The following is a 14,951-nucleotide window of genomic DNA, read 5'->3' as shown; positions in this document are numbered from 1 at the left end:
CTTCGTACCATGCCAGCCATTTGCTGCCATTACTTCGCTATCGAAATAATACCAATAACCATTAATCCATAACCACTGATCTTCAGCAGCAGTACCATCATCCTTAGAGTATGTCCAACTGCCGTTATAAACATGCCAAGTATTTGTCATGTAATGGCCCCACTGATCAAAGTAGTAATCCTTCCAGCTTCCATCAGCTAACTTCGTACCATGCCAGCCATTTGCTGCCATTACTTCGCTATCGAAATAATACCAATGACCATTAATCCATAACCACTGATCTTCAGCAGCAGTACCATCATCCTTAGAGTATGTCCAACTGCCGTTATAAACATGCCAAGTATTTGTCATGTAATGGCCCCACTGATCAAAGTAGTAATCCTTCCAGCTTCCATCAGCTAACTTCGTACCATGCCAGCCATTTGCTGCCATAATCGGACCATCAAAATAATACCAAGCATTATCAATCCACAGCCATTCGTCCTCGGCCTCAGTACCATCATCTTTAGAGTACGTCCACTGTTTATTCTGCTCATGCCATCCGCTACTATAATAAGCAGCTTTTTGTGCATCAGTTTGAGCACTAGCGTTACTCATTACGCTTGATGGTTGTTCACTAACGTTAACATTAGTACTAGAGTTACCATTTTGCGTAGTAGTAACGTTTACATTAGCGGTAGTACTTTGTGTAGTCACGACATTCGTAACGTTGGTAGCGTTAGGTTGATTATTTATCGCAGTGTTACTATCCGCATGAACCATTCCTGATCCACATACTAATCCCAACAATACACTAGCTGAGATTAGCCAATATTTTCTATTTCTCATTATTCAATTACCCCCTAATATGTAACAAACAACATAAATGTACCACTTCTGATATAAGAAAAACAGGTGAAAACTAATTTTTCTCCACCGGATGCTCAATCCGATAAATATCAAACATGTATTCAACCACCGTCTTAACTACCGCATAGAATGGAATACAAAGAATCATTCCGCCCACACCAGCAATGTGACCAGCCGCTAACAATAAGCAAATAATGGTCAATGGGTGAATCTTCAAGCTCCGACCAATGATATTTGGATAAACAATATTACCGTCGATTTGTTGCACAACGATAACGACCACGATTACCCAAATCAGCTTGTCAGGAGCCATTGTCAATGCAACAAAGAGTGCTGGGGCAATTCCAATATAGGGTCCAACATATGGGATCAAGTTACACAATCCGGCAGCGATTCCAAGGACCAACGCCAGTGGTTCACCGATAATTAGGTAACCAATTGAAGTGAAGACACCAACGAAGAGGCATTCGATCACTTGACCAGCAATGTAGGATGACAGTGTATCATTCATCTTGCCGAGCAGGTCGCTAACTTCTTTAGCATGATGTGGTGATAACCACTTTTGGATACTAGGAGCTAATTTTGACCCATCTTTGAGCATGTAGAACAACATCACTGGTACGGTGATTGTGACCACCGTTACGTTTGTCACTACCCCAATGATGTCGCCAACTCGGCCACTCAAACCCTTCAGAATCTTTTGGGCATAGGCAGCTAGCTGGTGGTCAAACTGTTTGTAGTAAGTGGTCATGTCGACATGCTTTAAAGGCGAGTGTTTAACCGTGTCGTTTAACAATCCCTGCAACCCACTGACCGTTTGGGGAAGGTGATTTACTAACTGGGTAATTTCCTTAACAACCGGTGGAATCAATGAAGCAATTCCCCACAAAACGATCAGGATCATTACGGCCACAATTAAAAGACTAGCAATCCCCTTTTTCATCTGAAAGCGGCCAATTCTGACCTTCATCAATAATTTTAAAATGGGGTTCAACATATAATACAAGAATCCCGAAATAATCAATGGTACAAAAATGACCGAAATGAAGGTGAGAAAAGGTTTAAAAACAAACTGGATCTTTGTACAAACAAAGATCAAAGTCGCAATAACTAACAAGACACTTGGCCAAAAGAGCCAGTGGTAATACTTTTGTTTATTCATGATTAACTTCCTTAATAAGTGCTCCCTCAATAGTACTAAAAAAAGCTCCCCATTTTCTGGAGAGCTAATTAATTATATTATTCATCTAACTACTTACGCAAGTTTGTATGGCATCAAATTTCTGAATCCCATGCTGCTAAGCCATTAGCGACAATCACGTTATTTAAGCTAGCCGCGTAAGTAGGTGCTGTAGCATAACCATCATATTGTAATTTAGCAGTAACGTCACGGTAATTACGATTCCACAATAGGTTATGGTAACGCGAGTTTACTGCTAAGAAACGACCGTGGTCTACTACACTTTCGTAGTTACTTTGATAACGCCGAAAGGCAGCATTGATGTAATAATAACCACCACCACCATATTCAGCAGTTCGCATGGTAATAGATTGACCATTGTAACTTCCCTTGATACCAAAGAGATTATGTCCCTCAGTAGCTAAGCGAGATTGCCCCCAGGCACTTTCCAAAATGGCTTGAGCAGCTGTGACAGAAGGAAGGACTCCATATGTCCGCCAGCCATCTAAAGCTGCTTGCTTAATACTTGCGAGAAACGCGGCGTGACCACTGATTTCGTGAGTGTGCCCCCAAACATCTGCTTCGTATGACTTGGAACCATCAGTAAATGCTTCGTTAGCGGCCATAGCGCAGGAGCTCTTAAAGTAGTACCATGCACCATCAATCAATTGCCATCCCGTATCTGCCCATGCGTTGGTCTTGTCAAAGTAGTACCACTTATTGTTAATATACTGCCAACCGGTGTCTGCCCAAGTATTGGTTGAGTCAAAATAATACCAGTTATAGCCACTCCAAAACCAGCCTGTCTTTGCCCAGACGTTCTGAGGATCGAAGTAATACCATAAACCAGCCGCAGACTTAAACCAACCTTTTTGAGCCCATGCATTAGTTGGATCAAAATAGTACCAACAACCGGCCTTAGATTTGAACCAACCAGTTTGAGCTGAACCATTATCAGTAAAGTAATACCAATTACCAGCTGCAGACTTGTACCAGTCCTTCGTAGCTTGACCATTCTGACCAAAGTAATACCACTTATTATTGATTTGCTTCCATTCATTTGAAACAAAGCGTTTAGTTTTAGAATCGTAGTAGTACTCTTGACCGTTGATTACATTTAAGCCTTCTTTTAACTCACTAGTCTGATGTTGACCAGCCCAATTAGAAATACTATTTGCCTGACCACTGTAAACTTCCTTACGAATACCAGTCTGGTCATCATAGTAGGACAGTTTGCCACTGGCATTATCAAATACCATCCCTTTAATTTGATGGCCAGAAGAAGGATCAAAGTAATAATGCAACCCAGAAACTTCTGTATCTCCAGTAGCCATCTGTGCAGTATTAGGGTCTAAATAGTATTTAGCGTTGTTAATGTCTGCCCAGCCTGTTTGTGCAGCTCCATTACTTTGGAAATAGTACCAGTGATTATTCAAGTACTGCCAACCAATCTTCATAGCACCGTAAGTACCATCATGTTGCTCATTTAAGTAGTAAGTTTGATTATTGATGTTTTGTAAACCGACTTCCATTTTGGCACTATTTTGATTCATATAATACCAATTATCGTCGATGGATTGCCAGCCAGTTGATGGTGTTCCATTGCTAAAATGATACCAATCACTGCCAACTGTTTGCCAACCATTCAGCAGCTGACCATTACTATTTTCCCACGCAGAGTTAACAAGGCCCTGTTTAACATATCCATTGATATTTTCAGGAATAGTATTAACGTTAGTCGTACTAATGTTGGCTGAATTAGTAGTACTGCTACTTAGTTCATCAGCATGTGCGGAATGAACACCAAATAAAAGAGCTCCTGATAAGACCGCAGTCGTCATTAAGAGGCCTTTTTTAATTTGATTAAATTTTGCAAGATTCCGGTGAACCAATTTGTACTCCTCCTCAAATAAGTACGTCATCTAAATAATGTTACAACGTCTCTTAGTATATGAGAGTTAATAAAAGATGACAATAGATTCAATCAATTCGTACTGAATTGTAAAACTATTGTCATCTTTTTGTGATATTTAATTATATTAACCAACCATCAGTAGAATCAAATGATAAGGTTCGTCCATTGACATTATGTTGTCCCGTCAGCATGGCACCAAAAGAACCATCGTGATATGGATTAAGGAAATATAGCCGTCCATTAATCCAAACTAATCCTGATAGCATCTGACCACTAACATTGAAATAGTACCAATGTCCATCAATCAGTTGCCACCCGTGATCCATCCAAGAATTAGTAAGATCAAAGTAATACCAATTACCATTTAAGCATTGAAAGGCCTTTCAAAGCCCAGGCATTAATTGGGTCGAAATAATACCAGTTTGCACCGGACCAGAACCAGCCCTTTTGAGCCCAAGCATTGTATGGATCAAAGTAATACCAATTACCTGCAGCGGTTTGGTACCAGCCAGTCTGGGCATATCCATATTGGTTGAAAAAGTACCAGTTACCAGCAGCGGACCGATACCAGTTTTTTACACCACTCCCGTCTTGATTAAACAGGTACCAATGACCATTGATATTCCACCAACCAACTTGCATTGCACCATTACTATCTAAGTAATACCAATCATTATTAATGGGTACAATTCCAGTCATCATTTTGCCAGAATCAGTAGCAAAATAATACCAATAATGATTAATGGACTGCCAACTCGTCTGCATCCATGCATTTGTTGGGTCAAAATAATACCAGACGCCAGATAGGTATTGCCAACCGTAGTTTGCCCACGCATTGATTGGGTCAAAAAAGTACCAACGTTGATTGACCTTGCCCCAACTAGTATCGGCAACACCAGCATTGTTAAAGAAGTACCAATGACCATTAATCCACTGCCAGCCCGTTGCTGCAGCTCCACTATCTTGGAAATAATACCAATGGTTATTCAAAAGTTGCCAACCCGTCTGCATCACACCACTATTGTCGAAGTAATAAGTATTGCCATTAATGTGTTGAATTCCTGTGGCATTTGCTTGATTAGTTGTCTCTTGGCCATCTCCGTTACCGGTTTTCGTAACAAATATGTATGACCATTTTCCACCATTGTTTTGCCAATGACTGTTAGTATCTTGATTTGCCCAAATAAAGTGCATATCAACGTCAGCTACCTGAAAGTCAAACTGTTGCCCGTTAGAATAACGTCCGCTATGGTTAGTCTGAGCCACGATCGAAGGATAAACTCCCATATTCTTAACCGGTTGGTAATAAGTCAAGAAATTTTTGGCATGACCGAAAGTATCATGGGCATCATAGAAAAGCATCCCCATCACGCCATAGTAAATCATTGCCCGAAGATCATCCATCGTTTCCACACTAAAAAGAGGTACACTATGATCATCTTCAAAATCCTTACCCTTGGCTGCCGCAAAAGATTTGAATCCTAATCCAGCAATATGATCATCATAGATTTGGAAGGATGAAATATTTTCACTGTGATTTTGTAAAATACTAGCATCGTGCCAACTACCATTTAATAACGATTCATTCTTATCTTGGTATTGAAGGGCCATTCCCTTTACAGCATTAATGCTTCCCTGATTTTGGCCGAATGGTTCCACACCTAGTTCATAGCGCACTTGATTAACCAATCCTAATGCATATTGGTTCATTTGGGTAACCTGATCATTCGTCAGATTATTAATTTCAATTTGTTCCTGAGCAGCCTGCTGGTTAGACATGTAATTATTATTCTCTAGTCCTGGCTTTTTAACTTGATTCTGCAGTGCTTGAGCAGATGCAGAATCGTCAACATTTGTAATATTTTGTAGAGTGAATCCCGCAGGTAAATAAATTGATTGTTCCCCGTAACGAACATCGTTATGAATATTTACAAGCTGATTGGAATACAAATCATATGATTGGTTTGTATTAGTCGTTACTTGAACAGTTTGCGTTGTTGGTTCAGTTGCATCGGCTTTAACGTTATAGTCACTAGCTATAATTCCTAACGCTGTCGTCATTACAGTCAATGCTATTAACTGAGCACTTCTTTGCATTAATAAATCCCTCCTACTTCAAATTGTTACTATCCATATATTGTACTATATAATATTAACCGATGTGGTTACAGTTAGATGATATTTCATTGTCAGGTGTATAATGTTATATTGTCAAAAGTAATATAAGTTTTAAAGTTACCATGAAAAATTGAAATCCAACTATTTCTTATAGTATAGTTAAAAAGTTAGAATTTTCGATTGGGGTATTGTCTTATGAATGATAATCACGAATCACGCGAAGAATATCGACGAAAACTAGAAAAAAGAATTCAAGCTAAGGTTCAAGAAGATGAAGCCAACGAGAAGCCTTCTTCTTCATCAAAATTCGGTTGGCACAAGCGAACACGAAAACAACGTCCGGATACTCATTATCAACCATCAGCAAAGTCTGTCCAAATACCCAAAGTTCATCACTATCGGACACCACGGTGGGTCAAAGACATTATCTGGGCCATCGTTATTCTGCTTCTAATTGGTGGTGGCTATGAATACCATAAAATTCACTCTGCTGCATCCAATATTTTTGGTAATGGCAACGGTCAAATTAGTAAAAAATTACAAAAAGGTGAGCCGGTTTCTGTCTTGGCAATGGGTACCGATGTTGGAGCCCTTACCCGGGGCAATACTGGTGGAAATACTGACTCTCTTGAATTATTCACCATTAATCCCAAAACTAAACGAATTACGATGACCAGTATCCCTCGTGATACCTTAGTCCGAGTAAATACCAAAGATGGACCCGATTACGTGAAGATTAATGCCGCTTATGCTCTTGGTGGTCCTAAGAAAACTGTTAAGCAAGTTTCTGAATTATTAAATGTACCAATTGATTACTATGCGGTGCTTAATATGGGGGTTCTGAAAAAAGTCGTTAATACGGTTGGCGGCGTCACCGTTGATAATCCCTTTGCATTTACTTACGAAGGTCACCACTTCAAGAAAGGCAAACAACACTTAAATGGTGAGTTAGCGCTGAAGTATTCGCGGATGCGTTACAGCGATCCTAATAACGATTATGGTCGACAAAAGCGTCAACAACAAATCATTGAAAGTGTTATTCATAAGTTTAAGGCTTCTGGATCTATTGGAACTGCAAATAAAATGATCGATGCCGTCAAAGATGGTGTAAAAACGAATATTCCAATTGACGATATTGCCACCCTTTATGGTAATTACCACGCCGCAATGAATAGCGTAACGACTTACCACTTCAAGGGACAAGATGCGACAATCGATGGCGTTTCATTCCAAATTGCTAGTCCAAAGGAAATTAACCGGATATCTAAGTTGGTTCGTAAAGAACTAGGTTTAAAGTATAAGAAAGTTACGAACCATGAAACCAAGATGTATAAGTCGCAACCACTATATGATGGTGTTGTGCATACAGACTTCATTCTTCCTGGTGGTGCCAGTTATAACGATCCTGGTTCAGGCAATGGCAGTGATTACGTCACTGGTAGCTCTCATCACAAGGCAAAATCCAGTACTATAAACACTAATCCTTATGATTCAACTAGTCCTTATGAAGAACCACGCTATGAACAACGAACGGTCCCTTCAACTAATGGCATCAGGGCCAGAGCTCAATATCAAACTCCTCGGCGAATATTTGCATATTAAAACAAAAATTGCCCCTTAGCAATAATGCTAGGGAGCAATTTTTTCATTTAACCATGATTGCGAATTACCGTTTCAGGATTAAGCCAGTACCCACTACCAGTTGCTGCATTTGAATCATACCAACTTGGTTGGAAAGAATGATTCAAATCCATTTCGTAATTAGGGCTAGTGTTAATCCCTAAATGTAAGTGGCTTAGATCACGCCAGCCAATTACTTGGCCTGGGTAAACAATATCATTAGGACTTACTGCAATTTTATTACGATTACTAAATGCTTCTTGGTAAACATATAAATACTTACCATCCCAAATGGTGACATACCACCACATTGGTTGTCCATTATCATCATCACAGGTAGTTACATCTAAGACCTTTCCACCGTGAACAGCATGGACCTCATAACCCGGATGATCTGATACACCAAAGTCTAATCCATCATGATAATGATTCTTTCGTGGATATGATGAGTAACCAAATGCTTGTCCTGGTAAGAAGTAACCTTCGCCAGAAGATGGGAATGGCCAACTCCACCAATCGTTCCATGGTTCAGCAGTTTCAGCACCACTTGCACCAAAGTTATAACAGTGACCATCAACCCATTGCACACCAGTATACATTTGGCCGTAATTATTATCGGTCCTTACCCAAGCGCCGGTACCATGTTGACATTCATAGCCGTCAGCAAAGTAGTACCAATTATTATTAATGTAGCGCCAGCCAGTTGTTGCATTAGCATTTGTCGGATCAAAGTAATACCAGAAGCCAGCTGGTGATTGGAACCAACCAGTTTTGGCAGCACCATTATTGTTGAAGTAGTACCAATTTCCGGCATTTGATTTAAACCAGCCAGTTGGCGCTACACCATTGTCATTAAAGTAATACCAACTACCGTTAATTTGTTTCCACTCATTACTTGCAAAACGATCACTGGCTTTGTTATAGAAGTAAACGTGGCCATATATGGTATTTAGGCCATTTGTCAAATTATCGGTATTGATATCTCCCGTAACAGAGTTAAATGTATAGCCATCAACACTAGTTTGGCGGATACCTGATTGCTCATCATAGTAATTCAGTTTTCCTGTCATAGGGTTAAGTAGCATGCCCTTCTCTTGCGCACCAGAAGATAAGTTAAAGTAGTAATGATTACCATCAATTATCGTATCGCCCGTTGCCATCAGCCCAGTTGTTGGATCTAAGTAATATGTAGTACCATTAATATTTTGCCAACTAAAAAGTTGACTTCCTGAATCAGTAAAGTAATACCAACCGTCATTGATCCACTGCCAACCAGTCTTCATAGCACCATACGAACCATCGTGTTGTTCGTTAAAGTAGTAATGTTGACCATTAATTTGTCGAAAACCAGTTAACATTAATCCATGATTAGCTGGATCAAAATAATACCAACTGTTATCGAGCCATTGCCAATTTTCATCTAGCCAGGTTTGGTTAGGATTAAAATAATGCCAGCCATCTGACAACCAATGCCAACCACGTAAAGTCCATGCATTGGTAAGATCTCCATAGTACCAGTGACCATTTACTTGGTACCAATCAGTCTGAGCTTGCCCTTGTTGGTTAAAATAATACCAATTATTAAATGGCGTCAGCAACCAACCTTGGTGCGCGGCCCCACCATTATCGAAGTCATACCAATGGCCATCAACATATTGCCAATCGCGTTTCATCGCCCCGTAAGTACCATCATGTTGCTCATTCATGTAATATGTTTGATTATCAATCCGCTGAATTCCCGTTAACATTTGCCCATGATTAGTTGGATCGAAATAGAACCAATTATCATTGATCCATTGCCAACCGGTTCTCGCCCAGGTTTGAATAGGATCAAAGTAGTACCAATTATTGTTTAAATTTTGCCAGCCAGTTAAGTTCCAAGCATTTGTGGGATCAGCATAATACCATGCCCCCGCTTGTGATTGGTACCAGCCGGACTGTGCCTGGCCATTTTCTTTGAAATCATACCAATTGCCGGCTGGACTCTGATACCAACCCGTATGGGCACTACCATTATCATCAAAATAGTACCAACTATTATTAGCATTTTGCCAACCAGTTAGGTTCTGACCAGCATCATTTTGGTATGTCACATTACCGTTTTGGTTATGCTTAACATACCCGTTAATACTATCCGGCATTGTGCTTGCAACATCATTATTAGCTGTCAGTTGAGCGGTCGGTTCGTTATTAGTTACATTATCATTTGCAAATGCGGTTCCTACGCCAATCGTAACTGTTAAGGCAGCCACAAGAGCGCTGACCCACAGTTTACCTGATTTGTATAACTTAATGTGTTCTTTCAATATTCTCCTCCTCGATAATCCATAATATTTTATTATAAAACGATAACATTATACATAAAATGTGCAATTATGCAAAATACCTCTAGCGCTTTAATTGAACAAACGCTAGAGGTATTGATCCCTGTAATCCTTTATATATGAATGGATCTTACTATTGCTTTGCTATGCCCAATAGAAGTTTGGCCGGTAAACCATTTGATATGGCCGGTCGTCTTCATTCCAGTACCATTGATAATTAAATTCTTGTACAGCTTTACCAGCAGCACCATAGTGAGAATATGGATTTTCACTCCAGTAATATCCACAAGTTGAAATGCACATTGGATCAGGACCTGCTGTTGAAATCACGACTGTGTGGCCAACACCACCAGCAGAAGCACCAGGAGTACCCCAAATGACAATATCACCATATTGAACATTCTGAACACCACGGCCATATCCGGCAATGTAATAACCATTTTGTAATAAGTACCTACCTAAATCAAGAGTTGAATACGTGTGGGCAGGTGTACGACCACCAGCACTCCAAACAGCTTGAGTCATCGATCCTGAACAATCGGCGGTACCATCAGCCCCAGTTCTAGAGCCATACATGGAGTAGGTTAACTTACCTTCCCGGGCTAAGAACCAATTGATTACTCGCTGACTAAAGCCAACGAATGCCCCATTACTTTGTAGGTTTACCCAATGGCCATTAATCCAATGACCACCAGTATACATATTGGCATTGGTTGGATCCATGTAATACCAATTGTGATTTACAAATGTCCACCCAGTATCAGCCCAAGCATTAGTAGGATCGAAGTAATACCAAAATCCTGCATTAGACTTGTACCAACCAGTAATTGCATTAGCGTTGAGGGCATCAAATAAGTACCAATGCCCATTGATAGATTGCCAGCCAGTACGAGCGGTTCCATCTGGGTTGAAGAAATACCAGTTACCAGCGGCTGACTTATACCAACCGGTGGTAGCAGCGGCATTAGAGCCAAAATAGTACCAAGAACCATTTATTTTCTGCCAATCATTAGCGTCAAAACGATTAGAGTTCTTCAAGAAAAAGTAACGATTATTACCAAGCAGGACTAAACCGTTAGTGATATTAGTGGTGTCTAGATCACCAGTAGTAGAATTAAAGGTCAGTGTTTGACCATTTAACATTGCTGATATCTGCCGGGTTCCGGTTGATGGATCATAGTACTGAAGTAAGCCTGTTGTCGAATTGTAAACTAGTCCTGTTTCTTGATTACCAGATGGTCCAAAGAAGTAGTAGTTGTTGTCTAATTTTTGGATACCAGTCATCATCTGATAATTAGCAGGATTTAAGTAATAATGATATCCTGTAATAGTTTGCCAACCGGATAGTGCGTCACCATTACTATTGAAGTAATACCAATTACCGTTAACGTTTTGCCAGCCAGTCTTCATCATTCCAAAAGTTCCATCATGCTGGTCATTTAAGTAGTACAAATGATTATTGATTGTTTGTAGGCCATTTAATGATTTATAACTTTCTGGAGAGAAGTAGAACCAACCGTTTAAGTTCTGCCACCCGGATAATGCCCATACATTGCTTGGATCAAAGTAGTACCAATCATTATTTAAACTTTGCCAACCACGCAATGCCCATGCATTAGTGGGGTCAAAATAGTATTGATGACCGTTAATAGTTTGAAAACCAGTACGGGCTTCACCATTGTTGTTAAAGTAATACCAATTTTTATTAATATAGTGCCAACCGGTTAAGGCAGAACCATCACTTGGACCACCAAATCCATACCACTTGCCATTAATATTTTGCCAGCCATTCATCATTGCACCAAAAGCGCCATTATGCTGGTCATTCAAGTAATAGCCCTTGTTATTGATTTGTTTAAGACCTGCTTGCATGATGGATGTTGTTGGATCAAAGTAGTACCAATTATGATCTAACCACTGCCAACCAGTACGGGCAGAACCATTATTGGCAAAATAGTACCAATTGTTATTAACATTCTGCCAACCAGTTTTCATTGCCCCATATGTACCATCATGTTGCTCATTAAGGTAATACGTCGCATTATTAATATTTTGTAATCCTGTTTCCATAATATGACTGTCAGGATTCATATAGTACCAATTATTGTTAATCCATTTCCAAGACGAAGAATTTTGACCGTCTTGGAAATAGTACCAATTGTTCTGATCCGTTTGCCAACCATTTGCTAATTGACCGTCAGAAGATTGCCATTGTCCATTCTTCTCTGTATAACCATTAATACTTGTTACATGTTGTGCTTTATTAACAGGTTGTGTTCTTTGTTCATTTTGTGGAGTACTTGTCTCCATGTTTTCTGTTTGCGCATTTGCAGTACCAGTAAAGCTTAGTAACCCTAATGTCAAGATACAAGCTGTTATCCATAATTTACCTGATTTATATATTTTATAATGTTGCTTCATCAAAAAAACTCCTCCCGCATATTTAAACTAACCACAATGTATCTTAGCACGAAAAAATGGACGTGAAAACACTGCCATGGTAGCAATTGCAGCAGTGCACCACTGCTTGCCAGCTTTATATAATTTATAATGCTTCTTTATGGACATTATTATCCTCCCTTGGTTAAATTTTTTTGTCCTTCAAACGGTCATCATTTTATAATACATCCATTTATCTGTCAACATAGCAAAGAGAAGGCTGTCAGTTCTTAATCAACTTAATATCATTTGATTTTTCAAACTTTAAAAGTCAATTGACTTAAAACGTTACAACAAATTTAATTATCCAATTGCTCTGATTACAAAAGCGTGCAGAACCTTTTAAATTGACATTTTAAAAAATATTGGACGCTCTTATCAGGCTTGTAATATTACTTTATAGACACTCTTCTCCTTGGCTTTCAATATATATCATAAAAAAATGATCTCCATATACGGAGATCATTTTTATTATTTTCACTTAATTAATCCACTGACCATTATTGTTAAATGAATAGTTTTTGCCATTAATAATGTGATTTCCCGTGTACATCTTATGACTAATTAGGTCAAAGTAATACCAATTATTATTAATCCACTTCCAACCAGAATAAGCCCATGCGTTATTTTGGTCAAAGTAATACCAATCACCATTAAGTTTTTGCCAACCGGTTATTGCCCAAGTGTTTAAGGTATCAAAGTAATACTTATTATGATTAATAGTTTGCCAGCCGGTTACCGCTTCACCATTACTGTCAAAGTAATACCAGTTGCCAGCGCCTGATTTGAACCAACCGGTTTGTGCCCATGTATTTAGGGTATCAAAGTAGTACCACTTATTATTAATATCATTCCAACCGGTTACTGCCCAAGCATTTAAAGTATCAAAGTAATAATTATGCTTATTAATGGTTTGCCAGCCGGTTACCGCTTCACCATTACTATCAAAGTAATACCAGTTGCCAGCGCCTGATCGGAACCAACTGGTTACTGCCCATGTATTTGTGGGATCAAAATAATACCAGTGACCATTGATCTTTTGCCAACCAGTTACTGCCCAGGCGTTCGTGGTATCAAAGTAGTACTTATGATGGTTAATGGTTTGCCAGCCAGTTACCGCTTCACCATTACTGTCAAAGTAATACCAGTTACCAGCGCCCGATTGGAACCAACCAGTTACTGCCCATGTATTTGTGGGATCAAAATAATACCAGTGACCATTGATCTTTTGCCAGCTAGTCACTACCCAGGTGTTCGTGGGATCAAAATAGTAATGATGATGGTTAATGGTTTGCAAACCTGTTACCGCTGAAGGAGCTTCATTATTGTTCCCTTGGAAGTAGTACCAGTGGCTATTAATATACTGCCAGCCTTCGTCTGCCCATGTATTTTGAGGATCAAAGTATACCCAATGACCATTAATATACTGCCAACCGGTAGTAGTGTTGGTATTTGAACTATCAAAGTTATACCAGTGACCATTGACCTGTTTAAATCCTGTTAGCGCATTACCATCTTCATTGAAGTAGTACCAGTGACCATTAATATATTTCCATCCAGTAACTGGTTGACCATTTTGTAGATACTGCCAAGAACCATTATTCTTGTTCCAACCATCATTATTGTAAGAGGAATTACTATCAGATGAATCATCATTAAATGGATTATTATTAGACGAAGTATCGTCAGATGAATCCAAACTCTTGCTGCCAATCCAATGACCATTCTGATCAAAAGTAGCTAAAACTGATGTTACATAATAGTTATTAGAATCTGGTGTTACATATGTCCCATTCTCGTACATTTCACCACAACCGGCTTTACCATAAGAGAAATAAAACCAATTTCCATCAATCTTTTGCCATCTAATTGCTGCTTGACCATTCTCGAAAACATAAAACCAGGCGCCATATTTAACAATATCGTCATACTGGGACGGATTATTTGAGTCATAAACACCTACATGATAGAAAGCATTGTCAAAATGGTGCCAACCTGGTTTAGTTACCAAATTACCCGATTCATCATACAAATAAGCTACTGGATGATAGCCATCGGTATCTGAACTCCAAGCTGTAGCATCTTTCCCATCAAAATATATATGAGTTGCAATACCTGCCCGTGCTTGTTGCGTACTGGCTGTCACCGTTACTTCCTGGTTAGAAGTTGTATTAGTATCAACATTTTCACCATCTGAAGCTGCAGCATAACTTCCATTGGCAACATTATTTAAAATAACAGAGCTATTAACTGGTTTAACATTGCTAGTTGTCACTGCCGATTGATCAATATTTGAATTATTACTATCTGCATGAACTGCATTTGCTAAAGTGAGACCAGCTAATACACTCACACAAACTAAAAGTGCCTTGCGTTTTTTCATAAGATTCTCCTCCCAAAACCACAAAAAATACGTTTATATTATATAACAAATATGACTAAATCAATCACTAATAATAAATTAGTACAATTAATATTCTTATTTTTGAAAAGTATAGAATACTGC

8 protein-coding genes and 2 pseudogenes are annotated in these 14,951 nt (G+C 39.1%); 1 reads left to right on the top strand and 9 read right to left on the bottom strand.

The window, feature by feature from the left end:
* The 5 genes and pseudogenes from FD27_RS07870 to FD27_RS07850 form a co-directional block, all read right to left on the bottom strand.
* Nucleotides 1–828: pseudogene (locus tag FD27_RS07870) on the bottom strand (hypothetical protein); the annotation flags it as partial.
* Nucleotides 829–901: 73 nt separating this feature from the next.
* The gene (locus FD27_RS07865; protein ID WP_057752354.1) at nt 902–2,011 is read right to left on the bottom strand and encodes an AI-2E family transporter; all 1,110 of its coding nucleotides are present in this window, start codon (nt 2,009–2,011) and stop codon (nt 902–904) included.
* Nucleotides 2,012–2,124: 113 nt separating this feature from the next.
* Nucleotides 2,125–3,921, bottom strand: a complete 1,797-nt coding sequence (locus FD27_RS07860; protein WP_057752351.1) for a glucosaminidase domain-containing protein — start codon at nt 3,919–3,921, stop codon at nt 2,125–2,127.
* 142 nt (nt 3,922–4,063) lie between these two features.
* On the bottom strand, nt 4,064–4,270 hold the full coding sequence (locus FD27_RS07855; protein WP_057752348.1) for a hypothetical protein: 207 nt from the start codon (nt 4,268–4,270) through the stop codon (nt 4,064–4,066).
* 142 nt (nt 4,271–4,412) lie between these two features.
* Nucleotides 4,413–6,005 (bottom strand): annotated as a pseudogene (locus tag FD27_RS07850) (SEC10/PgrA surface exclusion domain-containing protein); the annotation flags it as partial.
* A gap of 252 nt (nt 6,006–6,257) precedes the next feature.
* Between FD27_RS07850 and FD27_RS07845 the strand changes: the two are divergent.
* Nucleotides 6,258–7,664 (top strand): LCP family protein, encoded by a 1,407-nt coding sequence (locus tag FD27_RS07845; protein WP_057752342.1) that lies wholly within the window; start codon nt 6,258–6,260, stop codon nt 7,662–7,664.
* Nucleotides 7,665–7,711: 47 nt separating this feature from the next.
* Here the strand turns inward: FD27_RS07845 and FD27_RS07840 are convergent, their stop codons facing one another.
* The 4 genes from FD27_RS07840 to FD27_RS07830 form a co-directional block, all read right to left on the bottom strand.
* Entirely contained in the window at nt 7,712–9,988 is a 2,277-nt protein-coding gene (locus FD27_RS07840) for a KxYKxGKxW signal peptide domain-containing protein (RefSeq protein WP_057752339.1), read from the bottom strand.
* A 162-nt stretch (nt 9,989–10,150) separates the two neighbouring features.
* A complete protein-coding gene (locus tag FD27_RS07835; RefSeq protein WP_057752336.1) occupies nt 10,151–12,427 on the bottom strand; it encodes a peptidoglycan amidohydrolase family protein in 2,277 nt (758 codons plus the stop codon).
* Nucleotides 12,428–12,454: 27 nt separating this feature from the next.
* Nucleotides 12,455–12,574, bottom strand: coding sequence for a KxYKxGKxW signal peptide domain-containing protein (locus FD27_RS09080; RefSeq protein WP_083482719.1), 120 nt, complete (start codon nt 12,572–12,574; stop codon nt 12,455–12,457).
* A gap of 352 nt (nt 12,575–12,926) precedes the next feature.
* Nucleotides 12,927–14,828, bottom strand: a complete 1,902-nt coding sequence (locus tag FD27_RS07830; protein WP_057752334.1) for a hypothetical protein — start codon at nt 14,826–14,828, stop codon at nt 12,927–12,929.
* Nucleotides 14,829–14,951 lie beyond the last annotated feature (123 nt).

It is taken from the genome of Limosilactobacillus frumenti DSM 13145, from assembly GCF_001436045.1.
Taxonomy (GTDB): Bacteria; Bacillota; Bacilli; order Lactobacillales; family Lactobacillaceae; genus Limosilactobacillus; species Limosilactobacillus frumenti.
Note: the sequence above shows the minus strand (reverse complement) of the source record. Positions and strands in the feature narration are given on the sequence as shown.

Coding starts and splice junctions, on each gene's coding strand:
- FD27_RS07865 (WP_057752354.1), bottom strand. CDS start 2,011: ATGAATAAACAAAAGTATTACCACTGGCTCTTTTGGCCAAGTGTCTTG.
- FD27_RS07855 (WP_057752348.1), bottom strand. CDS start 4,270: ATGGATCACGGGTGGCAACTGATTGATGGACATTGGTACTATTTCAAT.
- FD27_RS07845 (WP_057752342.1), top strand. CDS start 6,258: ATGAATGATAATCACGAATCACGCGAAGAATATCGACGAAAACTAGAA.
- FD27_RS07835 (WP_057752336.1), bottom strand. CDS start 12,427: ATGAAGCAACATTATAAAATATATAAATCAGGTAAATTATGGATAACA.
- FD27_RS09080 (WP_083482719.1), bottom strand. CDS start 12,574: ATGTCCATAAAGAAGCATTATAAATTATATAAAGCTGGCAAGCAGTGG.
- FD27_RS07830 (WP_057752334.1), bottom strand. CDS start 14,828: ATGAAAAAACGCAAGGCACTTTTAGTTTGTGTGAGTGTATTAGCTGGT.